The organism is Collimonas arenae (assembly GCF_001584165.1).
Taxonomy (GTDB): domain Bacteria; phylum Pseudomonadota; class Gammaproteobacteria; order Burkholderiales; family Burkholderiaceae_D; genus Collimonas; species Collimonas arenae.
The window spans coordinates 1-22,900 of sequence record NZ_CP013233.1; the positions used below are offsets into that span (position 1 = coordinate 1).

Below are 22,900 nucleotides of genomic sequence, written 5' to 3' on the forward strand. Positions count from 1 at the left end.
ATGGAAAATTTCTGGCAGAGCTGCTCCACCCAGTTGGAGCAGGAGTTGACGCCTCAACAATTTAGCGCGTGGATAAAACCACTGACGCCACTCGATTATGAGGATGGGCGCCTGCGCATAGCAGCGCCGAATCGCTTCAAGCTGGATTGGGTCAAAACGCAGTTTGCCAGCCGCATCACCACGCTCGCGCACCAATATTGGGAAGCGCCGATCGAAGTGGTGTTCGTGCTCGACCCGCGTAAATCCACACCGGCACCATCGGTTTCCAGCATGCCGGTCTCCGTTGCTAATAATAGTGAGCAGTCGGGCGTGCAGTCGTCGGCTGCCAACGGCGGCAATTATGGCAATAGCAACTTCGATCGCCTGCCGGAAGTGCAGACCGAGAACAGCGCCGTCAGTGCCCGCCGCGATCAGTCGCGCATCAATACCGCGCTCAGTTTCGACAGTTTCGTCACCGGCAAGGCCAATCAATTGGCTCGCGCGGCGGCGATCCAGGTGGCCAATAATCCCGGTGTTTCATACAACCCGCTGTTCCTGTATGGTGGCGTCGGCCTTGGTAAAACCCACTTGATCCACGCCATCGGCAACCAGCTGCTGGCTGACAATCCAAACTCGAAGATTCGCTACATCCACGCAGAACAGTACGTTCGCGACGTAGTGACCGCTTACCAACGCAAGGGTTTTGACGATTTTAAGCGTTATTACCATTCGCTCGATCTGTTGCTGATTGACGACATCCAGTTCTTCGGCGGCAAGAGCCGGACCCAGGAAGAATTCTTCTATGCGTTCGAAGCGTTGATTGCAGCGAAGAAACAAATCATCATCACCAGCGATACCTATCCGAAGGAAATCACGGGCATGGATGACCGCCTGATTTCACGTTTCGATTCCGGCCTGACGGTCGCGATTGAACCGCCGGAACTGGAAATGCGGGTGGCGATTCTGCTTAAAAAAGCAGCATCCGAAGGCGTCACCTTCTCCGACGACGTGGCGTTTTTTGTTGCCAAACATTTACGTTCCAACGTCCGCGAACTGGAAGGCGCACTGCGCAAGATTCTTGCTTATTCACGTTTCCATGGCAAAGACATCAGCATCGATGTTGTCAAGGATGCACTGAAAGATTTGCTGTCGGTACAGAATCGCCAGATCTCGGTTGAGAACATCCAGAAAACCGTGGCTGACTTTTTCAACATCAAAGTTGCCGATATGTACTCAAAAAAGCGGCCGGCGAATATCGCCCGTCCGCGCCAGATTGCGATGTACCTGGCGAAGGAACTGACCCAGAAAAGTTTGCCGGAAATCGGCGAATTGTTCGGCGGCCGCGATCACACCACGGTGTTGCACGCGGTCCGCAAGATCGCCGCCGACCGTACCAAGAATCCCGAGTGCAACCACGAGTTGCATGTATTAGAGCAAACCCTCAAGGGCTGATTTTTGTGGTCGGCGAACTGCTTGCCGACCTGTGGATAAGTTTTGAGGTGGCAATTTTTAAGGCAGTCGGTAAGTGTGGTTTTTTTGTCGTTTTTGTGAAATCCGGAGCAACCGGAGAGGCGAGAAAAAAAGCCGAAAACAAGCCCAGATTTACACCTTGTTGTGAGTCGTAAGGGGTCGATTTCAGTTACATTTATAGGCTGCGGCAAAGTACAACGCCGAGTATTAATAAGTCATAGGTAATGCATTCAAGCAAGCCGCAATATTTGTATTTTAAATAACAAGGATATAGCTATGCAATTGGTCAAAACCAACCGAGATACCCTTCTCCGGCCACTGCAGATCGTGAGCGGTATTGTCGAGCGTCGGCACACACTGCCGATTCTGGCCAATATCCTCATTCGCAAAGAAGGCGAAAAGGTCTCGTTCCTGTCTACCGACATCGAAGTGCAAATCACCACCAATGCCAAGGTTGGCAGCGGCGGTGAAGTTGCTGCTACGACGGTCGCGGCACGTAAGCTGCTGGATATTCTGCGCGCCTTGCCGGACACCGGCGAAGTCTCGTTGACCCTCAGTAACAAGCGCATGACAGTGCAATCCGGGAAGTCCCGTTTTGCGCTGCAAACACTGGCCGCCGAAGAGTTTCCGACAGTCGCCCAGGCGGATCACTACAACGCCACCGTGACACTGCCGCAAAAGACCCTGAAGCACCTGTTCAACATGGTCCATTTCTCGATGGCCCAGCAAGACATCCGCTATTACCTGAACGGCCTGCTGCTGGTCCTCGACGGCAAGAACGTGATCGCAGTCGCCACCGATGGCCACCGTCTGGCGTTTTGCCAGGTCGCCACCGAGCAGGAATTCGCGCGCCAGGAAGTCATTATCCCGCGCAAGACCATCATTGAATTGCAACGCCTGCTGGAAGAAACCGACGAACCGGTCCAGCTCGAAATCGCCAACAACCAGGTCAAGCTGTCGTTCGCCGATATCGAACTGATTTCCAAGCTGGTCGAAGGCAAGTTCCCCGACTACACCCGCGTGGTGCCGAAGGGTTACAAGAACGATTTCACCATCAGCCGCGATCAGCTGCTGCGCTCGCTGCAACGCGCCGCCATCATGACCAGCGACAAGTTCAAGGGCGTGCGTTGGGTCGTGACGCCAGGCAGCCTGAAGATCAGCTCCACCAATGCTGACCAGGAAGAAGCGATCGAAGAACTCGAAATCGATTACGGCGGCGATAGCGTCGACATCGGTTTCAACGTCACTTACCTGCTCGATGTACTCAACAACCTGAAGGGCGACAACGTCAACATCGCCCTCGGCGACGCAAACTCTTCGGCACTGATCACCGTGCCGGAAAACGCCGATTTCAAGTACGTAGTCATGCCAATGCGCATCTAGCCAAGCGCGCTGTCGCTTGTGCCGTCTGGACGACCTCAACTCGGCGTCCCCCGTCATTCCCGCGAACGCGGGAATCCATGGTACGGACGAGGCAAGCGGCAAAAAGATGGACTCCCGCGATCGCGGGAATGACGGCGGGAGCATGTAGTTGTAGCCGTAGGGTGGGCAAGCTTTTCTGCCCACGCACTCCCCCCAGCTTTGCTTGTAAAAACAGCATCAGCCCCAATATATATAGTTCCGAAGTAAGCTTTTCAGAAGGTAGCCATGTCATCAGCCCCAGACAACACCAATCAGCCGCAACCCAATGCATACGGAGCGTCCTCGATCCAAATTCTCGAAGGCCTGGAAGCGGTGCGCAAGCGCCCCGGGATGTACATCGGCGACACCTCTGACGGCACCGGCCTGCATCACCTGGTGTTCGAAGTGCTGGACAACTCCATCGACGAATCGCTGGCCGGCCACTGCACCGAAATCCACGTCACCATCCACTCGGACAATTCGATCTCGATTACCGACAATGGCCGCGGCGTGCCAACCGGCATCAAATACGACGACAAACACGATCCAAAGCGCAGCGCAGCCGAAATCGTCATGACCGAGCTGCACGCCGGCGGCAAGTTCGACCAGAACTCCTACAAGGTCTCCGGTGGCTTGCATGGCGTTGGCGTCTCTTGCGTCAACGGCCTGTCGAAACTGCTGAAGCTGACCATCCGCCGCGACGGCAAAGTGCATTACATGGAATTCGTCCGTGGCGTGCCGCAAAACCGCGAAACCGAAATGCAGGACGGCGTGCTGGTCTCCCCGATCAAAGTCATCGGCGATACCGACAAGCGCGGCACAGAAGTGCATTTCTGGGCCGACGAAGAAATCTTCACGCACGTTGAATTCCACTACGAAATCCTGGCCAAGCGCATCCGCGAACTGTCCTTCCTCAACAACGGCGTGCACATCAAGCTGAGCGACCAGCGCACCGGCAAGGAAGAAAGCTTCGCGTTCGAAGGCGGCACCCGCGGTTTCGTTGAATACATCAACAAAGCCAAGAGCGTCCTGCACCCAACGATTTTCCAGGCCACCGGCGAAAAAGACGGCGTCAGCGTCGACGTCTCCATGCAATGGAACGACGCCTACAACGAACAAGTGCTGTGCTTCACCAACAACATCCCGCAACGCGACGGCGGCACCCACCTGACCGGCCTGCGCGCTGCGATGACCCGTATCCTCAACAAGTACATCGAAGAACACGATTTCGCCAAGAAAGCCAAGGTAGAAACCAGCGGCGACGACATGCGCGAAGGCCTGACCTGCGTGCTGTCCGTGAAAGTGCCGGAGCCGAAGTTCAGCTCGCAAACCAAAGACAAGCTGGTCTCCAGCGAAGTGCGTTTGCCGGTTGAAGAAATCGTCGCAAAGACACTCAACGATTATTTGCAAGAACGCCCGAACGACGCCAAGATCATCTGCGGCAAGATCGTCGAAGCCGCGCGCGCCCGTGACGCCGCCCGCAAGGCGCGTGAACTGACGCGCCGCAAAGGCGTGATGGACGGCCTCGGCCTGTCCTCGAAACTGGCCGATTGCCAGGAAAAAGACCCGGCGCTGTGCGAACTCTACATCGTCGAGGGTGACTCCGCGGGCGGTTCCGCCAAGCAGGGCCGCGACCGTAAATTCCAGGCGATCCTGCCGTTGCGCGGTAAAGTGCTCAACGTCGAAAAAGCCCGTTTCGAAAAAATGCTGTCGTCGGAACAGATCACCACCCTGATCGCCACCCTCGGCACCAGCATCGGCGCCGATGAATTCAACGCCGACAAGCTGCGCTACCACCGCATCATCATCATGACCGATGCGGACGTCGACGGCGCCCACATCCGCACCCTGCTGCTGACCCTGTTCTACCGCCAGATGCCGCAACTGGTAGAGCGTGGCCACATCTACATCGCGCAACCGCCGCTGTACAAGGTCAAGCACGGCAAGGACGAACGCTACCTGAAGGACGACGCTGAAGAAGTCTCCTACATGATGCAAGTCGCCCTCAACGACGCCGCCCTGGTGCCAAGCGAAGGCGCCATGCCGATCAGCGGCCCAGCCCTGGCAGAATTGGTGCGCCAGTACAACATGGCCAACTCCATCATCACACGCCTGACCCGCGCGATCGACGGCGCCGCCCTCACCGCCATCATGACCGGCGTCACGCTCAAGCTGGACACCCTGGCAGATGCAGAAGCATCAGCCAAGGCATTGGAAGAGTCGATCAACGATCCATCGGTACAAGTCATCGTCAAATCCGATGAGCTGTCCGACAAACACGCGCTACGCATCAACCGCCGTTACCACGGCAACATCAAAGCCAGCGGCATCGACAGCGACTTCGTCGCCAGCCCGGATTACGCCGTATTGGTCAACGCCGCAGAAACCTTCAAGGGCCTGATCGGCCCAGGCGCAGTCATCCAGCGCGGCGCTGGCGAAAAAGTCAAAGAGTCAGCCATCACCGACTTCCACCAAGCCATGGCCTGGCTACGCGACGAAGCCGAACGCGGCGTCAGCAAGCAGCGCTATAAAGGTCTGGGCGAGATGAATCCTTCGCAGTTGTGGGAAACCACAATGGACCCAACCGTGCGTCGGCTGTTGAAGGTGCAGATTGAGGATGCTATTGCTGCGGATCAGATCTTCATGACGCTGATGGGCGATGATGTTGAACCGCGGCGGGCGTTTATTGAGTTGAATGCGCTGCAGGCGGGGAATATTGATGTTTGATTTAGTGGGTGTAGGATTTCACGATGCTTGCAGTTATTCTCGCTAGTTGCTTCACCCCGACAGGGGGACTATAGCTAGCGTGTAGGGAGTCATCGACAGTGAAAAAAAATTACTCAGGTGACGGTCGTTATACGCAACAGCGAAAAGAGTGTATGAATTTGGATCGCGTTTCCCCTTGGTAAATATGGAGGCGATAGCCAGTGGCCAAATCTGAGGTACAAACGCGGTCAGAGCTTATAGACCAGCAATTGGCCTTATCCGGTTGGAATGTCAAAGATCCCACGCAGGTAATTGAGGAATTCGACATCCTCACTGAATTGCCCGAAGGCGTGGCGGAACGACGCACTCCCTATGAAGGTCATCAATACAGTGATTACGTCCTGCTAGGGAAAGACAGTAGGCCTCTTGCCATCATCGAAGCCAAGAAATCCAGCCGCGATGCCGCCTTCGGCCGCGAGCAAGCCAAACAGTACTGCTATCACACCCAGAAGCAACTGGGCGGCGAGCTGCCATTTTGTTTCTATACCAATGGCTTAGAAATCTATTTTTGGGACCTGGAAAACGCCCCGCCCCGCAAGGTGGTCGGTTTCCCGACGCGCGACGATTTGGAACGCTTTGCGTACATCCGTCGTAACCGCAAGCCGCTGACGCAAGAGTTCATCAACACTTCGATTGCCGGGCGCGATTACCAGATCCGTGCGATTCGCTCAGTGCTTGAAGGCATCGAACAGAAGAAACGAGACTTCCTGCTGGTGATGGCCACTGGCACCGGTAAGACCCGCACCTGCATCGCCATGGCTGACGCACTTATGCGTGCGGGACACGCCGAGAAGGTTTTGTTTCTGGTCGACCGCATTGCCTTACGAGAGCAAGCCCTAGCTGCGTTCAAGGAGCACATGCCCAACGAGCCTCGTTGGCCCAATGTGGGTGAAAAGCTCATAGCCAAAGATCGTCGCATCTACGTGGCAACCTACCCGACAATGCTCAACATCATCCGAGATGAGGAACAGCACCTTTCGCCGCATTTCTTTGATTTCATCGTCGTGGATGAAAGCCACCGCTCAATCTACAACACCTACGGCGAAATCCTCGATTACTTCAAGACCATCACACTCGGGCTGACGGCTACGCCAACAGACATCATCGACCACAACACCTTTCAACTCTTCCACTGCGAAGACGGGCTGCCCACCTTCGCCTACACATTTGAAGAAGCCGTGAATCGTGTGCCACCTTATCTCTGCAACTTCCAGGTCATGAAGATCCAGACCAAGTTCCAGATGGAGGGTATTAGCAAGCGAACCATTTCACTTGAGGACCAAAAGAAGCTGATATTACAGGGCAAGGGTGTCGAAGAGATCAACTTCGAAGGCACGCAACTGGAAAAGCAGGTGATCAATAAGGGCACCAACACTTTGATCGTCAAGGAATTCATGGAGGAGTCTATCAAGGACGTCAACGGCGTCCTACCTGGCAAGACTATTTTCTTCTGTTCCTCCAAAGCCCATGCCCGCCGTATCGAAGAAATTTTCGACAAGCTCTACCCACATTATCACGGCGAACTGGCCAAGGTACTAGTGTCAGACGACTCGCGTGTGTACGGCAAGGGCGGCCTGCTCGATCAATTCACTAGTAGCGACATGCCGCGTATTGCCATCAGTGTAGACTTACTCGACACCGGTATTGATGTGCGCGAGATCGTCAACCTGGTCTTTGCCAAGCCGGTGTATTCTTACACCAAGTTTTGGCAGATGATCGGGCGCGGCACCCGTTTGCTGGAAAGCAGTAAGCCCAAGCCTTGGTGCACTGAGAAGGATGTGTTCCTGATTCTCGACTGCTGGGACAACTTTGAATACTTCAAACTCCGACCCAAGGGAAAGGAGCTTAAGCCTCAGCTGCCGCTCCCAGTGCGGCTGGTGGGACTACGCCTCGACAAGATCGACAAGGCCATAGCAAGGGACCACACCGACATCGCCGCACGCGAAGTCGCCAAGCTGCGCCAGCAGATCGCTGTATTGCCCAAAGACTCCGTGGTGATCAAGGAAGCCGCTGTTGCGTTGGCTCGGCTGGACGAAGAGAACTTCTGGATCAGTCTCACACCCCAGAAACTCGAATTCCTTCGCAATGAAATCAAGCCTCTATTCCGCACTGTGTCGGAAGCCGACTTCAAGGCCATGCGTTTCGAGCGCGACCTGCTCGAATACTCGCTGGCCATACTGAATGAGGACAAAGGACAGGCAGACACCCTCAAGGAAGGCATCTCCGAACAAATCAGCGAATTACCGCTATCGGTCAGGTTTGTGAAACATGAAGAGACACTTATTCGCGCAGCACAAACCAGCTACTACTGGGCCAAAGCCGACGAAGATGATTTGGACGAACTGATAGCCAAGCTCGGCCCGTTGATGAAATTCCGTGAACAGATGACCGGGCTGGAGCCGGTACATCTGGACCTGACTGACGTGCTGCACAACAAGGAGATGGTCGAGTTCGGTCCGCAACACCAAGCCGTCGCCATCAACCGCTACCGCGAAATGGTCGAAACGCTGATTACCGAACTTACCGAGCACAATCCGGTGCTACAAAAGATCAAGAACGGTGAAACGGTCACTGCCGATGAAGCCAACGCGCTGGCCGAACTACTGCATGAAGAACATCCGCACGTCACCGAAGACCTGCTGCGCCAAGTCTACAAGAACCGCAAAGCGCACTTCATTCAGTTCATTCGTCACATGCTCGGTATTGAAGTGCTGAAGAGCTTTCCCGACGAGGTCAATGCAGCTTTTGACCAGTTCATTCGTGCCCACACCACACTCAGCAGCCGGCAGATGGAATTCCTCAACCTGCTGAAAAACTTCATCATCGAGCGCGAAAAGGTGGAAAAAAAAGACCTTATCAACGCCCCCTTCACAGTGATCCACCCTCAGGGCATCCGTGGCGTATTCAGCCCGGCCGAAATCAATGAAATCCTGCAGCTGACCGAACGGTTGGCTGCCTAAGAAACTAGATACATTATGCTACAGAACAACCCCGAACTCAAAAGCAAGATCGACCAACTCTGGAACAAATTCTGGAGCGGAGGTATCAGTAATCCGCTCACAGCCATCGAGCAGATCACCTATTTGCTGTTCATGAAGCGACTCGACGAGCTGGACCAGAAACGGCAAGCCGATGCCGACTGGACCGGCGAGAACTATACCTCCAAGTTCGAAGGCAGCTGGATTCCGCCCGAATACCGCAACCAGCCAGCGCCTGAGAAATTCGCCATAGATAAACGCACTCTGCGCTGGAATGAATTCAAGCGCATGCAAGCTGAAGAGATGTTACTGCATGTGCAGGGTAAGGTGTTCCCCTTTCTGAAAGACCTGAACGGCGCCGAGTCCAACTTCACTCACCACATGAAGAACGCCGTATTCATCATCCCCAAGCCAGCCCTGCTGGTGGAGGCGGTAAAGACTATCGACGAAATCTTCGAAGTGATGGAGAAGGACTCGCAAGAGAAGGGCCAGGCCTTCCAGGACATCCAGGGCGATGTGTATGAAATGCTGCTGTCCGAGATCGCCACCGCCGGCAAGAACGGCCAGTTCCGCACCCCACGCCACATCATCAAGCTTATTGCCGAGCTGGTGCAACCACAACTGGGCCACAAGATCGCCGACCCTGCTTGTGGCTCCGGCGGGTTCCTGCTTGGTGCGTACCAGTATATCGTCACACAGCTTGCCATCAAGGCGGGTAAGTCGGATCTCACGCCCGATGAAGACGGTTTCGTGCGCACGTCGATCGCCGCCGGCCTCACTGAAAAGGCTCAAGCCGTTCTAGCCGGTTCATTGTGGGCTATGATATCGACGCCACCATGGTCCGCTTGGGGCTGATGAACCTGATGATGCACGGCATCGACGAACCACACATTGATTACAAAGATACCCTCAGCAAGAGCTACACCGAAGAGTCTGAATACGACATCGTGATGGCCAACCCGCCCTTCACCGGCAGCATCGATAAGGGCGACATCAATACAAACCTGCAACTTGCCACTACCAAGACCGAGCTGCTGTTTGTCGAAAACATCTATCGCCTGCTTAAGAAGGGTGGCACCGCCGGTGTGATCGTGCCACAGGGCGTGTTGTTCGGCTCCGGAGGTGCGTTCAAGACCTTGCGCCAGATGCTGGTCGAGCGCTGCGATTTCAAGGCGGTGATCACCCTACCCAGTGGCGTGTTCAAACCTTATGCTGGGGTCAGCACCGCCATCCTGTTATTCACCAAAGTCTGGGGGCCGAAGGACAAGCTCACCCAGCCAGCCACAGAACACGTCTGGTTCTACGAAATGGCGGCCGACGGCTATTCGTTGGACGACAAGCGTAGCAAGCGGGAAGGCTTTGGCGACTTGCAAGACATCATCGCCAGATACCACGCCCGCAACCCCGCCACCAATATTGATCGCACGGCGAAATGCTTCATGGTGCCGCTCGCTGAGATCGCGGACGACAAGAACAACTACGACCTCTCACCCTCGCGCTACAAAACGGATGTGTTTGAAGAACAGCACTACGAAGCGCCAGGCGTAATTCTGGATCGGCTGATTCAAGCCGAAGTGGGCGATGTAGATAGAGCAGAGCTGACCAAGATGCAAAGCGGTATCGTGCGTGAATTGCTTGAGTTAAGGGGGATGGTGGGATGACAAAATCCGTGCCCCAAACACTCGGTTCGGCTATTTCAATTGCTAAGGGCAAGAAACACGAAATAACGACCTCACCATCCGGCGCAGCAAAGCGATTGATCGGCATCGATGACCTTCGAAACGATGACCTGATTCGTTACACAGACGACCTCACTGGTACCGAAGCGAGTTTAGACGACGTGTTAATCGCTTGGGATGGGGCAAACGCCGGAACCATTGGGTATGGGAAAAATGGTTACATCGGTAGCACCATTGCACGTCTTCGTATTAGAAATAATGTACAACTGTTTACTCCATTCCTCGGGATGTACCTGAAATCCAAGTTCGCCTATCTGCGACAGACCGCAACGGGTGCGACGATTCCGCATATCAATAGGAACGCGCTGGAAAGCATCCCGCTGCCGGTAATCGATTTCGAAGACCAAATCCGCGTTGCTCATCTGCTCGGCAAAATTGAAGCACTGATTACCCAGCGCAAACACCACCTGCAACAACTCGACGACCTGCTACAGAGCTTATTTCTGGAAATGTTCTCGCCCAAAGCGCCCGGTTATACAGATTGGCCACTGGTAGAGATAAAGGATCTGGCGGCGAAACACAAAGGCGCGATGCGTACAGGCCCATTTGGATCAAACTTGTTGCACAGTGAATTTACTACCGACGGTGATGTGGCAGTGTTGGGTATTGATAACGCCGTTCAAAATCGCTTCGCATGGGATGAGCGCCGCTATATCTCCAGGAAAAAGTACCAAGAACTTGAAAACTACAGAATTTATCCAGACGATGTAATCGTCACCATCATGGGCACGATTGGTCGTTCGGCGGTGATTCCTGATGACATTCCTCTGGCAATCAATACCAAGCACTTGGCGGCGATTACTCTAAATAGAGAAATCGCAAGTCCACTGTTCTTGTCCTACTCGATTCATTCGAATCCCTTCATTCTCAATCAGTTTAAGAGCAAGAACCGCGGAGCAATTATGAGCGGCTTGAACCTTGGCCTTATCAAAGAAACGAAACTTAAACGCCCTCCAATTGATTTGCAAAATGATTTCGCGGCAGCTCACAAATTGATTGATAAGATGAAATCTCGCTACCAGGAAAGCCTTACTGATCTCGAATCCCTTTATGGAGCTCTCAGCCAGCAGGCTTTCAAGGGTGAACTCGATTTGTCGCGCGTACCACTGGCTAGCGAACAGACTCATTTGTCACACGAACAACAAGCACAAGCAGAGCGATCAACCTCGCCGAAGCAACCGACCACACCTAGTGAGCTCGTCAATGAGCTAGTGCAAGCCGCGCAACCAGCAGCAGATGCGCGTAATGAGTTACTTGCTCGTTGGTTAAAGCAATACCTAACGAATATGTCTCCGGATGCCAACCTGGGCTCCGCGCAGTTTTTGGAATCGGCGTGGCAGCTAGTACAAGCGATACAACTTGAAACCGATGGCGCCACCCCCGCGCTGACGCTGGACGATTACGACGAGCTGAAAGACTTGATCTTTGAAAAATTGAGGGCCGGCGACTTGATACAAATTTTCGATATACATAGCAATCGAGTTGAACTTCAAAAGCGACCGACCGATTGTGGGACGTGATAGATCATGAAGCTCGTACGCATCAAAATTACAGACCCCGCCGGTTTTCGCAGCTTGCCCTACGGTTTTGAGTATCACTTTCGCACTGAGTGGTCCTTTCAGGAAGAGATGATGAAGCCGGAGGGTTTTGCGCCCTTCGTCTGCGCCGGTCCTAACGGTAGTGGGAAGTCCAATTTGCTCGAAGCGCTGGCGGCGATTTTCTTTCAGCTTGAAGTACTGCGCGTGCGCCGCAGTTTTTTACCTGAGGGCTTGCAGAGCGTGACGTTGGATTTATCGCCGGTGGCATTCGAACTGGATTACATGATCCAGGTGCCTCCGGAGTATCGACGTCCGGACAGCCCAATGTGGGCAGGTGTTTGGGTTTGGAAAAATCCAGGTGAGTCGGTACGTTTCCAGTGGGCGAACCAAAGCGAATTTGAAATCGACCCCGATCAATCGTTCGACGGCGGATATGTCGATATTCTCTTGCCTCAGTACATATTGGGTTATTCATCGGGCGAGAACGAAATTCTCAGTCTACCTTTTTTCAAGATGCGCTTTGTCCAGTTTGACGAGTATTGGACTGCGCTTGCCAAGCAATTGCCCTATCCCGGTCGTCCTGAAACTAGACTAGCCTATCTCGACAATGGCTTCAGCCAAGCCATCCTGCTATGCAATTTGCTGTTTCAGGACGAAGCCACCTTGCAGCCCTTCCGGGAGGATGTGGGCATCGAGGCGCTGAAGGAATTCCGCATTATCTTGCGACGTAGTATTCCATTGACACGCCAGCAGGTGGCGACTTTCACTTCTGGTGAATATGTTTTGCCGACCGAGACGCAAGATGGCCGCTTTGCGGACAACGATGCAATCTATCTTGATCCCGAAACGGGTGACTATCGGCTCAATCTGTTGCAAGGATTGGAAGGCGATGAACGCACTTCCATCATCGAAAAGCTAAGACGATGCGCCACGCTTCATTTCCACGATGAGGCATCCGACACCTTGGTTTTCGACTACTGGGTTAACGAAAAAACCAAGGAAGCCTTCCGCGCCAACTTTGATGATTCTGCCCTCGCCTTATTCCAGGTCCTGCAAGTTCTGCTGGCGCTGAATTTGTATTCGGTCAGCGAAACGCTCAAGTCAGATCTGTACACCTCGACCAGTCACTATGTCAGTGAGACAGTGCCGTCCCTAGCATCCGACGAGCGCATCATGCGCATCAAACATTTCTACTTCACAAAGCAAGGCGTGCAAAAGCCGATGCTCCTCAAGGAGCTATCGGATGGTGAACATCAACTGTTGCACAGCCTCGGTCTATCCTTGCTGTTCCGTGACACCAACAGCTTGTTCCTGCTCGACGAACCGGAAACCCACTTCAACCCCGACTGGCGCGCCAACTTCATTAGTCGCCTGCGTCAGTGCCTACCCGGTAACGATGAGTTTGCACAGGAGATGCTAATCACCACTCACACGCCTTTCCTGATCTCGGACAGCAAGTCGGACAAGGTGCTGGTCTTTGAGAAGGACAAGGACACGGGTGAAGTCAGCATCAGCCACCCAAACTACAACACGTTGGGTGCTTCCATCAACAAGATCACCATGACCACTTTCGGTAAGCGCGAAACCATCGGTGGTCATGCGCAAGCGCTGCTGGATGATTTCCGCAAGCGCTTCAACGAGGGCATAGAGGACAAGGAAGCCCTGATCACTGAAATCCACCAGCAACTTGGCGACTCGGTTGAAAAGTTGCTGGTGGTCAAAGCGATTCTCGATAGCGATCAACAGGACGACGGGAAGGCACAGGGCTAATGTTATTCTCATACACCTATGTGCCGCACCAGATGGAGAAGATGCAAGCGTTCATCGACTACATTTTTTACGATGTGTGGTGCAAGACCCCTGGGAGCGGCCCCTTTGACTTGAACTTGTTCAATACCAATGCAGAACTACGCGAAGTGATGGAGGCGTTCTACTACTCCGACGCACAAGGCGCAGATTTTTTCTACGGCCACGTGGAGCGCATCTATGGGCTGTTTTCACCACTAACTGCTGCGCAGATCAATCAGTTCAAGCAGTGGTATCAAGGTAATAATGATCTTGAAAAGGTCTGCACCAATGACCCGACAGCACAATTGGCCCGGTACACTGACATTGCAGTAACCCACCAGAACATTGCTGTTCAACTTGGTAATTTCTTCAAGGGCTTGTATTCGCCTTCACTGCTAGGTCTCGTCGCATTAAGCAAAAAAATCGGTGATATCAACGAGCACTATCACAATTTTGTGACCACTAACAAGACCGGGAAATGTCCATTCTGTGGTATTGGCGATATAAAGGGGGAACATCATAGTAAGCGCGAGGCCTACGACCACTACCTGCCCAAGGCATTATATCCGTTCAATTCAATCAATTTCCGCAATCTGGCTCCAGCCTGTCACGAGTGCAACAGTACCTACAAACTAAGCAAAGACCCGATGTACGGCCCTGCCGGGCGACGCAAAGCTTTCTATCCGTATGCAGCCGCTGGCCACGCTATTGAGATCCAAGTTGTCTTGCTGGGTTCTGATGTCGCCAGGCTGACACCAGCAGAGGTAAGCCTGCACTTCGGCCCCGAGGCCATTAACGAGGAAATCGACACTTGGAGAGACGTTTACGGCATCGAGGAGCGCTATAAAGCCAAGCTCTGCGGAGAGAACGACGGCAAGTACTGGATTGTGCAGGTGCTGGACGAATGCCTGGCATATGACAAGCAACCTGCCGATATTCTAAATATGCGTACCCAACAGGCGAATAGTCGCCCCTACGCCGACTGCAACTTTCTCAGAAAGCCGTTCCTCGACGCCTGCCAAAAGATCGGCGTTTTTTAGTATTTTCGCCTGGAAATTTATTTTCGGGGTCTTCTTTGGGACGGGAGCAAGTCTTGCAATACCATATGATGAAGTCGTTGCAATTATCGATTACGTCATTGCAAGACTTGATCTCGCCCCTGCCTGACGCCGCCCTTTTGTGGCACCGGGTGATCTCTGCGGCCTACCGAACTTCCTAATTTCTAGGTTCCATGCGAGTGCTTATGCTGGAATATATTAAAGAAATTAATTCATATTGCCGATACCAAGTACATGGCAAATTCACGGTTGTCGACATTTCTATTTGTTTCCTACTACGCTTTAGTAAAAATTAATATCCACTTATGCAAGGAGCCCGTATGACAAAAGATGAGCTACCTCAAGAAAAAAAAGCTGGCATAGAAAAGAACGGAAGTGCATTTTCATTGAGTGCGTTCGCTTCGACCACACTAGCATTTTTAGCTCTGATTGCAGCGTTTCTAGCGTTTATGGGTTATGGCGTCGCGCTATCAGTTGAAACTGAATTTGGCATCCCACATGCGAGTATATTCAAGTCTAGCTTTGATCTTTTAACTTTATCAGTTTGGTTTTTTACATGGACCATAGTTACTTTATCTGAACTATTTGGAAACCTGTTTTCCTCCAGATCGTACTGGGAGAGCATCGGATTTGTCATGCTGATATCGTTGATAAGCATGGGCGCAATTTCTATTTTTTTTGAGGTTTATCAACGGTTTATTGATGGAAAATTTTCGTTAAAGTCATTGAATATAAATAATAAAAAAAGATTTACTAAATATGCATTCATATCTCTATTAGGGAGTGCTATTTCTGGTGTGAGCGTCTTCTTGAGTGTTCCATTCATATTAGCTTTGATGATTACGTTGAGTAGTTTTTTTAGTCTACTTCCAATGATTGGACTTTCTGCAGGAACGAAACACATTCAAGACGACGTAATACTTCCAAAGCAATGTGCCCCCATATTGACGAGAGCGGAAAGAGTCAAATTTGTTGAGTTGAAGAAAAAAAATAAGACGGTTGAGACATATGCTCAATGTATAAAGATTACTGACGGCGATAAAACTATCGCAAGTGGTCGGGTCGTGTTTGGGACAACAGATGTTGTTGTTTTGTTTGACCCGAACACCGGTGCGGTTTGGAGGGAGGCCATCGGAAATCGAACGATTGAGACAATATCTCAACTCCCAGAGCCTAAGTGATCGGACAATTTCTGTTTCTAATTAATCGGCCGCCAATGATAATTTGTTGGACTTAATCGCCTAGATCGATCGTGGTTGTAAATGGCACCCCGTCCACTGCGTCATAAAGAGCAATCACCCAGGCCTGCGGCGAGTTGCCAGCGACTCGATTGAGCATCTTCACCACAAAATTGATGGATGCCTTATCCAGACTCGCAAATGGGTCGTCCAGCAAATTCAGCGTGGCGCCAGCGGCGAATGCTGCCGCCAGCCATACTTTCCGTTTGCTGCCTGTGGATAGCATGTACAGCTTCTTATCCAGATGTGGTGTCAGTGATAGCCCTTCCGTCAGAGCTGGTAACAGCGAGTCGTCAAACTTGGGATATGTAGCGTGCAGGGACGCAAAATATTCATGCGCAGTCATTTGGTCGAATGCTTCTGAGCGCGGGTCCACCCAGAATACTTGGCGTCGATACAGGTCTGGCTGTTCGTTCAGAGACACGCCATTGATTTGTAATTCACCCGCTTGAGCCGGCAGATCGCCGGCCAATAATCGCAGCAAACTACTCTTGCCACGCCCATCGCCACCGCGCACCAGCGTGATGCCGGCGGGGATTTCTACAGACAGGTTATTGAACAGCTCCTGATGCGGATAATTGAAAGTCAGATTGATGGCTTTGAGAATGGGTGCGTTGGAGTGTTTCATGGAGTGGGGACGTACGTCTTCATGTCGATATGAAATGGAGCAGGAATTGCTGTCGATTTCCCGCTTTACGGTTCTGCTCTCAATACGATTGATGAATCGAGACTGCGGATCGTGACGAGCATGGTTGGTAATCGATGAGAGAGAATGTCCAGGCCAAGCCGAGCCGCCAGATCAAAGTCCGCTAAACAGTTCTTCGACCGAGACTTTCAAAGCTTTAGCCAACGCGCCTATCGCAATCAGGGATGGATTCCGGAGTCCTCTTTCAATGCCGCTGATGTATGTGCGGTCGAAACCGCACAGGTCGGCAAATCCCTCCTGAGAAAGACCTCGCTCTTTTCTCAGTTCTCGTATGCGTTCACCGAAGCGTATTGATAAAGATTTCACATATGCATTAACCCATTTTGTAGACTAATCGAACACGGACTAATCGTCACATGTGATAATGTAGACCAATCGTCACATGCGACTGCCAGGCTTTAAAGGCCGCTGACGGTTATGCCCTGCTTTAGTTATGGATCAAGAATGAAGATAAGCAAGGACCAGGTGAGCGTCTTGCCGATGAATGCCTGTGTCGTGAACTGAACATACAAACTGATGAGGAGTCAGGAATGCCATTGTTTACTTTGCCCGCCCCACACGACGTCGCCGACATCATCGCCGATCAACTGGACTTCCTGCGCGTCCCATCGCTCGCACCCGATGTTCGTGAACAGGTAATCGACAACTGCATCATCCCGGTGGTGCTGGCGATGCATGCTTGCGAAATGGTGTGCGCCGCTGGGGAGTTGGAGCAGCGTGTGTTTGCTGCTTTTATTGGGACGTTGGCGGCGCAGGCGGATGTCGAGGTGAACTCGTCCGGTGCGGTGAAGTTGCGGCGCTTGCTGAATTGATTGGTGGCGCTGTGTTTGCTGACATCAACGCTGAATCGCCTTTTTCGTCGCATGTACGTAGTTGTAACCGAGTGTAATGTACGTCAACAATCCCTTTACTGTCCTCGTTAATTGCTCAGGTCCTCAGGAAATACCTGAGGTAATGTAGATAACGTAAAGGTGCAAAAATGAACAAATTAATCGCTACTCTGATCGCTGGCTTGTTTGCTACTTCTGTTTTCGCTCAAGGTACTGCACCTGTTGCGCCAGCCGCACCGGCAGCGGCTCCTGCCGCAGTGACTGCAACGACTACACAAGCAGCCAAGGCTGATGTGAAGACCGAAGCCAAGGCTGCTGGCACTGAAGCTAAGGCCAAGACTACCAAGGCCAAGCCGCATCACAAGGCTGTGAAAGCGAAGTCGAAAGCTGTCGTGAAGTCGGATGCGAAAGAACCTGCAGCAAAGGAAAAAACAGAAGCACCGGCAGTCAAGGCAGACGCTAAGGTGAAGACTGAAACGCCAGTCGCCAAGGCAGATGCTAAGGCAGCGGTAACGAAGTAATTTCGCATGCGGTGTAGGCCGCGGCTGCGATAAAGATGGCGGTGATGGCTGCGAAAAAAACGCAGTCATCACCGCCATTTTTCATTGATTGATTTCCGCGGCAATCCGAGTTGGGGTAAGGTAGCGGCACCTGACTAATCATCGCTCCTTATCTGATCATGCAAGCCATCGAGTCCTTCGACGTTTCCTACGAACATGCCATTCTGAAGGGCGATTTTCATCCCGCAGCATCGTCGCACCATGCCCTGCTGCTGCACGGCGCCGGCATGAGTTCGCGCGCCACGGCGACGCGCTCGGGTTTGCGCCCGGCGCTGCAGGCGCGCGGCATCGCTACCACGGCGTTCGATTGCATCGGCCATGGCGATACCGGCGGCGCGCTGGCGGACTCTTCAGTGAGCAGCCGCACGCGCCAGGCTGAGGCGGTGATTGCGGCACGGAAGTTGGAAGAACCGCTGGTGGTTTTTGGCACCAGCATGGGCGCCTACAACGCGATCAGGTTGACGCAGACGCATCGGGTCGCAGCATTGGTGCTGATCGTGCCGGGGGTGTACGAGCCGGCCGCTTACGATGTGCCGTTCGGGCCGCAGTTTTCGCAGATCATCCGGCGTGAGCGCAGCTGGGCTGATAGCGATGCATGGGCTATCCTGGAACGATTCGAGGGCGATCTGCTGGTGATCGCCGCCGAACACGATGCGGTGATCCCGCTGGAGATACCGGAGCGGCTGGTGCAATCGGCAAGCAATGCGCGTTCGCGCCAGTTGCGGGTGGTGGCGGGCACCGATCATCAGCACCTGTTTCCGCTGTTGCGTGACGAGCGTCCGGCTGAGTTTGATGCGCAGATGGTGCGGATTGCCGCTTGCGTGCGGGGCACTCCGCTGCCCGATTGATGGCAACATGGCGGGAGGCGCCGACGGAACGTTTGCGTCGGTTGCATGTCTGTCATGCACACCATTTCATTTAGTTTAGGGATTACGATGCGTTTATTTTTTGCCGTTATGGCAACTTTACTTATCGCCGCCTGCGGTCATGCCCCGTCCAATGGCGACGCCATCAGCGGCAGCAGCATTACGCCTTATGGCGTGATCGATACCGGTGTTACCCGTACGACGGGCCGTTGATCTGCAGATAAATTCTCGGCGGCAATTCAGTTGCCTCAATACCGGCGCGGCCCTGCTCTGGCAATTGGCCACATAGCTCAGTAGAATCAATGGTTTCCGCTCTTTATGCGGCCTCGAATAACCCTGCTGCGTCATTGGCGATGCCGTTTAGGCGGCCCTAGCCACGCGCCACGTCATTCCCGCGAACGCGGGAATCCATTTTTTAGGCAAGTTGGATTCCGCAACTTGGATCCCCGCGTTCGCGGGGATGACGGCGGGTTTGAGGTCGTTTGAAATTGTTTTCGGCACCTGCTTGTGCCGGCAGCTTGGCGGTTTTCCCGCATACCCATGGAGTTTCCAAATGCATCAGCACATCAAAGCCAGCCTGACCGAAGCCCAGCAAGCGCTGGATGCCCTGCTCGCCAATCCGGTTGCCTTGCAATCGATCGAACAGGCCGCCGCCTTGCTGATCGATGTGTTCCAGCGCAAGGGTCGCGTGTACTCCTGCGGCAATGGCGGTTCGATGTGCGACGCCATGCACTTTGCCGAGGAACTGACCGGCCGCTATCGCCTAGATCGCGCGGCGTTGGGCGCGACGGCCATCAGCGATGCCGGCCATCTGACTTGCGTCGGCAACGACCACGGTTACGAGCAGGTGTTTTCGCGCTACATCGAAGGACACGGCCGCCCCGGCGATTGCCTGGTTGCACTCAGCACCAGCGGCACCAGCAAGAACATCATTCGCGCAGCCAAGGCGGCGCGCGAACTCGGCATGCATGTGATCGTTTTGTCGGGCAAGCCGAGCGAGGTGTTGTCAGCGCTGAGCGATGTCTATATCTGCACGCCGGGCGGTACCTTTGCCGATCGCGTCCAGGAATTGCACATCAAGGTGTTGCACATCCTGATCGAACTGATCGAGCGTCATTTCTTTCCTGAGAATTACGCGGTCAAGGTTTAGTTTTTTGCGGGGCGTTGCACTCGCCCCTATTTCCCGATAATCCACCCAATCGACAGCACATAGCGGCTCCCGCCTTCAACGCGGGTGACGCTGTGCTCGCATTGATCGGGTCGGAAAAATTTGATCCTTGAGGTGGAAATGATTGGCGCGCTGCAGACAAATTCGCCGCCGCGCGGCGAGCGCTTGACCACGATATTCAGGCGGTAATGCTGACCTTGTTTTACCGCATCGGTATGCGGCGGGATTTCCGCGCCGATGGGATAGCGGATTAGGTAACTGTCGAACGGCAGCGGCCACGGCGCAGTCAGCAACAACATCTTGTCGTAGCCGCTGTCTTGCCGTCCTTTTTGCCATTTGAATGCCACCGCAAGATATTTGCGTATGTTGGTCAGCATGTTCTCCAACTTCTTGTCTGGGTGCCCGTCGCTGTACGAATAGATTCGCGCACTCGCGCCAAGCACCTAACGGGACTATTCGGGTTGACCCTAAGCCGCAGGCGCAGCCCGCTTTTCATCCAGTAACGCGGCTGCACTGAGCACGGCGTCGCGCTTGTCCAGCAGATGCTGGCGCAGCACGTCAGCCAGGCGTTTGCCGTCGCGCGCTTCGAGTGCCTTGACCATCTCGTCGTGATCGTGCGCGGCGCTATCCCATTTGGTCGGCTGGAAATTGGACCGGAAGCGTAGCGCCTGCAGACGCCGGTTCAGGCCCAGGTAAGTTTGCTGCAGCACCGAATTGCGCGCCGCTTCATTGATCTTGTCGTGGATCGCCTGGTTGCGGCTGTAGTATCCGGGCAGATCGTTTTGCGCCTTGCAGGCCAGCATCGCATAGTGCAGGGCCTTGATCTCGGCCAGTTCGACCGGCGTGATGCGTTCGCAGGCCAGTTCGCCCGACATGGCTTCCAGGCCGCTCATCAGTTCGAAGGTTTCCCAGATTTCCGTTTCCGACATCTTGGAGACCGAGGCGCCGCGATTCGGCGAAATGTCGATCAGCCCTTCCGCGGCCAGCACCTTCAGCGCCTCGCGCAGCGGCGTACGCGAAATACCCAGCGTTTCGCATAGCTCCCGTTCATTCAATTTTGTCCCAGGCGTCAGCACTGCTTCGACGATCAGGTTGCGCAAGTGGTCGACCACCGTGTCGTGCAGGCGTTGACGTTCCAGTTTCGGGACCAGCGGAGCGACTTTTTCTTCTTGATTAGATGTCGTATTTTGCATTCAAAATCCTTTTTTACGCTTTCGTTCCTATTTTAACACCAAATACAGGGCTCAAGAACGACAGCTGCCTAGTCAGCAATGGTGAATGTAATTATGAGAATTTCAACAAAAAATAGGCATATTTTGTTGTTTTAGATCAGTTTTGAGCCGAAATAAGCCGATGCTTAGAGTCGGGTAATGTCGAAAAAGGCTTTACGTTTGAAATTTGGACTGCTAAAGTATTTTGAATGCAAAATACAATTCGTTCAAAGGAGGAGCAAATGTTAAAGCTAGACTTTCATCCCGCCGGCCGTCATTTCCTGCAAATTCCAGGTCCAAGCCCAGTCCCGGATCGGATTTTGCGTGCTATGAGTTACCCGACCATTGACCACCGCGGCCCCGAATTTGGCGCATTGGGTTTGCAGGTGCTGGCCGGCATCAAGAAGATTTTCAAGACCGAACAGCCGGTGGTGATTTATCCGGCGTCCGGCACCGGCGCCTGGGAAGCTGCGCTGACCAACACGTTGAGCCCGGGCGATACGGTGTTGATGTATGAGACCGGGCACTTCGCCACGCTCTGGAAAAAAATGGCCGAGGCGCTTGGCTTGAAACCCGAATTCCTTGGACTGCCGGGTATCGAGGGCTGGCGCCACGGCGTGCAGGCTGATCGGATCGAAGAGCGTTTGCGCCAGGACAGCGGCCATCAGATCAAGGCGGTGTGTGTGGTGCATAACGAAACCTCGACTGGCGTTACCTCGGACATCGCTGCCGTGCGCAAGGCCATCGATGCGGCAGGACATCCGGCGTTGCTGATCGTCGATACGATTTCCGGCCTGGCGTCGGCGGATTACCGGCATGACGAATGGGGTGTCGACGTTACTGTGTCGGGATCACAAAAGGGCTTGATGCTGCCGCCCGGAATCAGCTTCAACGCGGTATCGAAAAAAGCCGTGGCGGTCAGCAAAACCGCGCGGTTGCCGAAGGCATTCTGGGCCTGGGCTGAAATCATCGAAATGAACGAAACCGGCTACTGGCCGTACACGCCCAACACCAACCTGCTGTATGGCTTGTCGGAAGCGCTCGACATGATCCTGGGTGAAGGTCTGGATAACGTGTTCGTGCGCCATCAGCGTCTTGCTGCGGCATGCCGTTCCGCAGTGCGAGCCTGGGGCCTGGAAATCCAGTGCGCTGATCCTGCCCTGTATTCGCCGGTGCTGACTGGGGTCATGACGCCGCCCGGCTTTGATGCCGATGCGATCCGCAAGACCATCTATGAAAATTTCAACATGTCATTGGGAACCGGCCTTGGAAAAATGAAGGGCGGCATGTTCCGCATCGGCCATCTCGGCGAGGCCAACGAGTTGACCTTGATGGCGACGCTGGCCGGTTGCGAAATGGGTTTGAAATTGGCCGGCGTGGAGTTGGCTGGCAGCGGTGTAGTGGCGGCGATGGATAACCTGGCTGCGCAAAAGAGCAAGCCGGTGCTGAAAGCCGCATGAGTATGTCCGGCGCCTGCTGTTGGCGGGCGTCGCTAGTGTCCGAATAAAAAGGCTGGGTTCAATGCGGCTCCGTGCGCGGCACGGCTTACATCGCAATGGATCGGTCCGGCACGCCCCACAGAGGGCGGCGGGACCAGGGACCGC

The 22,900-nt window shown here is 53.7% G+C and carries 20 protein-coding genes; 16 read left to right on the forward strand and 4 right to left on the reverse strand.

Annotation, left to right across the window (positions count from 1 at the left end; translation table 11 throughout):
* From dnaA to CAter10_RS00045, 10 genes are all read left to right on the forward strand, one after another.
* Positions 1-1,431: a chromosomal replication initiator protein DnaA gene (dnaA, locus tag CAter10_RS00005; RefSeq protein ID WP_061531780.1), complete on the forward strand. Its 1,431-nt coding sequence runs from the start codon at positions 1-3 to the stop codon at positions 1,429-1,431.
* A gap of 294 nt (positions 1,432-1,725) precedes the next feature.
* Positions 1,726-2,832, forward strand: coding sequence for a DNA polymerase III subunit beta (dnaN, locus tag CAter10_RS00010; RefSeq protein ID WP_061531781.1), 1,107 nt, complete (start codon positions 1,726-1,728; stop codon positions 2,830-2,832).
* A gap of 264 nt (positions 2,833-3,096) precedes the next feature.
* A complete protein-coding gene (gyrB, locus tag CAter10_RS00015; protein ID WP_061531782.1) occupies positions 3,097-5,577 on the forward strand; it encodes a DNA topoisomerase (ATP-hydrolyzing) subunit B in 2,481 nt (826 codons plus the stop codon).
* A gap of 200 nt (positions 5,578-5,777) precedes the next feature.
* Positions 5,778-8,576, forward strand: a complete 2,799-nt coding sequence (locus CAter10_RS00020) for a type I restriction endonuclease subunit R (protein ID WP_061531783.1) — start codon at positions 5,778-5,780, stop codon at positions 8,574-8,576.
* 15 nt (positions 8,577-8,591) lie between these two features.
* Positions 8,592-9,449: a type I restriction-modification system subunit M gene (locus tag CAter10_RS23880; protein ID WP_205630274.1), complete on the forward strand. Its 858-nt coding sequence runs from the start codon at positions 8,592-8,594 to the stop codon at positions 9,447-9,449.
* Positions 9,407-10,255, forward strand: coding sequence for an HsdM family class I SAM-dependent methyltransferase (locus tag CAter10_RS23885; RefSeq protein ID WP_205630275.1), 849 nt, complete (start codon positions 9,407-9,409; stop codon positions 10,253-10,255). The genes CAter10_RS23880 and CAter10_RS23885 overlap by 43 nt, the downstream gene beginning before the upstream one ends.
* Positions 10,252-11,853, forward strand: a complete 1,602-nt coding sequence (locus CAter10_RS00030; RefSeq protein ID WP_061531784.1) for a restriction endonuclease subunit S — start codon at positions 10,252-10,254, stop codon at positions 11,851-11,853. Before CAter10_RS23885 ends, CAter10_RS00030 begins: the two co-directional genes overlap by 4 nt.
* A gap of 6 nt (positions 11,854-11,859) precedes the next feature.
* Positions 11,860-13,641, forward strand: a complete 1,782-nt coding sequence (locus CAter10_RS00035; protein ID WP_061531785.1) for a restriction system-associated AAA family ATPase — start codon at positions 11,860-11,862, stop codon at positions 13,639-13,641.
* Between the two features lie 41 nt (positions 13,642-13,682).
* Positions 13,683-14,699: an HNH endonuclease gene (locus CAter10_RS00040; protein WP_205630276.1), complete on the forward strand. Its 1,017-nt coding sequence runs from the start codon at positions 13,683-13,685 to the stop codon at positions 14,697-14,699.
* Positions 14,700-15,037: 338 nt separating this feature from the next.
* Positions 15,038-15,898 (forward strand): hypothetical protein, encoded by an 861-nt coding sequence (locus tag CAter10_RS00045; RefSeq protein ID WP_061531787.1) that lies wholly within the window; start codon positions 15,038-15,040, stop codon positions 15,896-15,898.
* A gap of 52 nt (positions 15,899-15,950) precedes the next feature.
* Here CAter10_RS00045 and CAter10_RS00050 read toward each other — a convergent pair whose 3' ends face one another.
* Both CAter10_RS00050 and CAter10_RS21675 read right to left on the reverse strand, forming a co-directional pair.
* Complete coding sequence (locus tag CAter10_RS00050) at positions 15,951-16,583, reverse strand: ABC transporter ATP-binding protein (protein ID WP_061531788.1); 633 nt, start codon at positions 16,581-16,583, stop codon at positions 15,951-15,953.
* 171 nt (positions 16,584-16,754) lie between these two features.
* Positions 16,755-16,967 carry a helix-turn-helix domain-containing protein gene (locus tag CAter10_RS21675; RefSeq protein ID WP_082797732.1) on the reverse strand — a complete coding sequence of 71 codons (213 nt, stop codon included), beginning with the start codon at positions 16,965-16,967 and terminating at the stop codon, positions 16,755-16,757.
* Between the two features lie 224 nt (positions 16,968-17,191).
* Between CAter10_RS21675 and CAter10_RS00055 the strand changes: the two genes are divergently transcribed.
* The 5 genes from CAter10_RS00055 to CAter10_RS00070 all read left to right on the forward strand — a co-directional run bounded on the left by CAter10_RS00055 (position 17,192) and on the right by CAter10_RS00070 (position 20,067).
* On the forward strand, positions 17,192-17,473 hold the full coding sequence (locus CAter10_RS00055) for a hypothetical protein (RefSeq protein ID WP_061531789.1): 282 nt from the start codon (positions 17,192-17,194) through the stop codon (positions 17,471-17,473).
* 167 nt (positions 17,474-17,640) lie between these two features.
* Positions 17,641-18,012 carry a hypothetical protein gene (locus tag CAter10_RS00060; protein WP_061531790.1) on the forward strand — a complete coding sequence of 124 codons (372 nt, stop codon included), beginning with the start codon at positions 17,641-17,643 and terminating at the stop codon, positions 18,010-18,012.
* A 158-nt stretch (positions 18,013-18,170) separates the two neighbouring features.
* Positions 18,171-18,899 carry an alpha/beta fold hydrolase gene (locus CAter10_RS00065; RefSeq protein WP_061531791.1) on the forward strand — a complete coding sequence of 243 codons (729 nt, stop codon included), beginning with the start codon at positions 18,171-18,173 and terminating at the stop codon, positions 18,897-18,899.
* A 108-nt stretch (positions 18,900-19,007) separates the two neighbouring features.
* The gene (locus CAter10_RS24000; protein ID WP_257722426.1) at positions 19,008-19,130 is read left to right on the forward strand and encodes a hypothetical protein; all 123 of its coding nucleotides are present in this window, start codon (positions 19,008-19,010) and stop codon (positions 19,128-19,130) included.
* Positions 19,131-19,470: 340 nt separating this feature from the next.
* Complete coding sequence (locus CAter10_RS00070; protein ID WP_061531792.1) at positions 19,471-20,067, forward strand: SIS domain-containing protein; 597 nt, start codon at positions 19,471-19,473, stop codon at positions 20,065-20,067.
* Positions 20,068-20,093: 26 nt separating this feature from the next.
* Here the strand turns inward: CAter10_RS00070 and CAter10_RS00075 are convergent, their stop codons facing one another.
* Positions 20,094-20,462 carry a 2OG-Fe(II) oxygenase gene (locus CAter10_RS00075; protein WP_417924700.1) on the reverse strand — a complete coding sequence of 123 codons (369 nt, stop codon included), beginning with the start codon at positions 20,460-20,462 and terminating at the stop codon, positions 20,094-20,096.
* 90 nt (positions 20,463-20,552) lie between these two features.
* On the reverse strand, positions 20,553-21,278 hold the full coding sequence (locus CAter10_RS00080) for a GntR family transcriptional regulator (RefSeq protein ID WP_061531793.1): 726 nt from the start codon (positions 21,276-21,278) through the stop codon (positions 20,553-20,555).
* A 260-nt stretch (positions 21,279-21,538) separates the two neighbouring features.
* Between CAter10_RS00080 and CAter10_RS00085 the strand changes: the two genes are divergently transcribed.
* Positions 21,539-22,756, forward strand: a complete 1,218-nt coding sequence (locus tag CAter10_RS00085; RefSeq protein ID WP_061531794.1) for a pyridoxal-phosphate-dependent aminotransferase family protein — start codon at positions 21,539-21,541, stop codon at positions 22,754-22,756.
* Positions 22,757-22,900 lie beyond the last annotated feature (144 nt).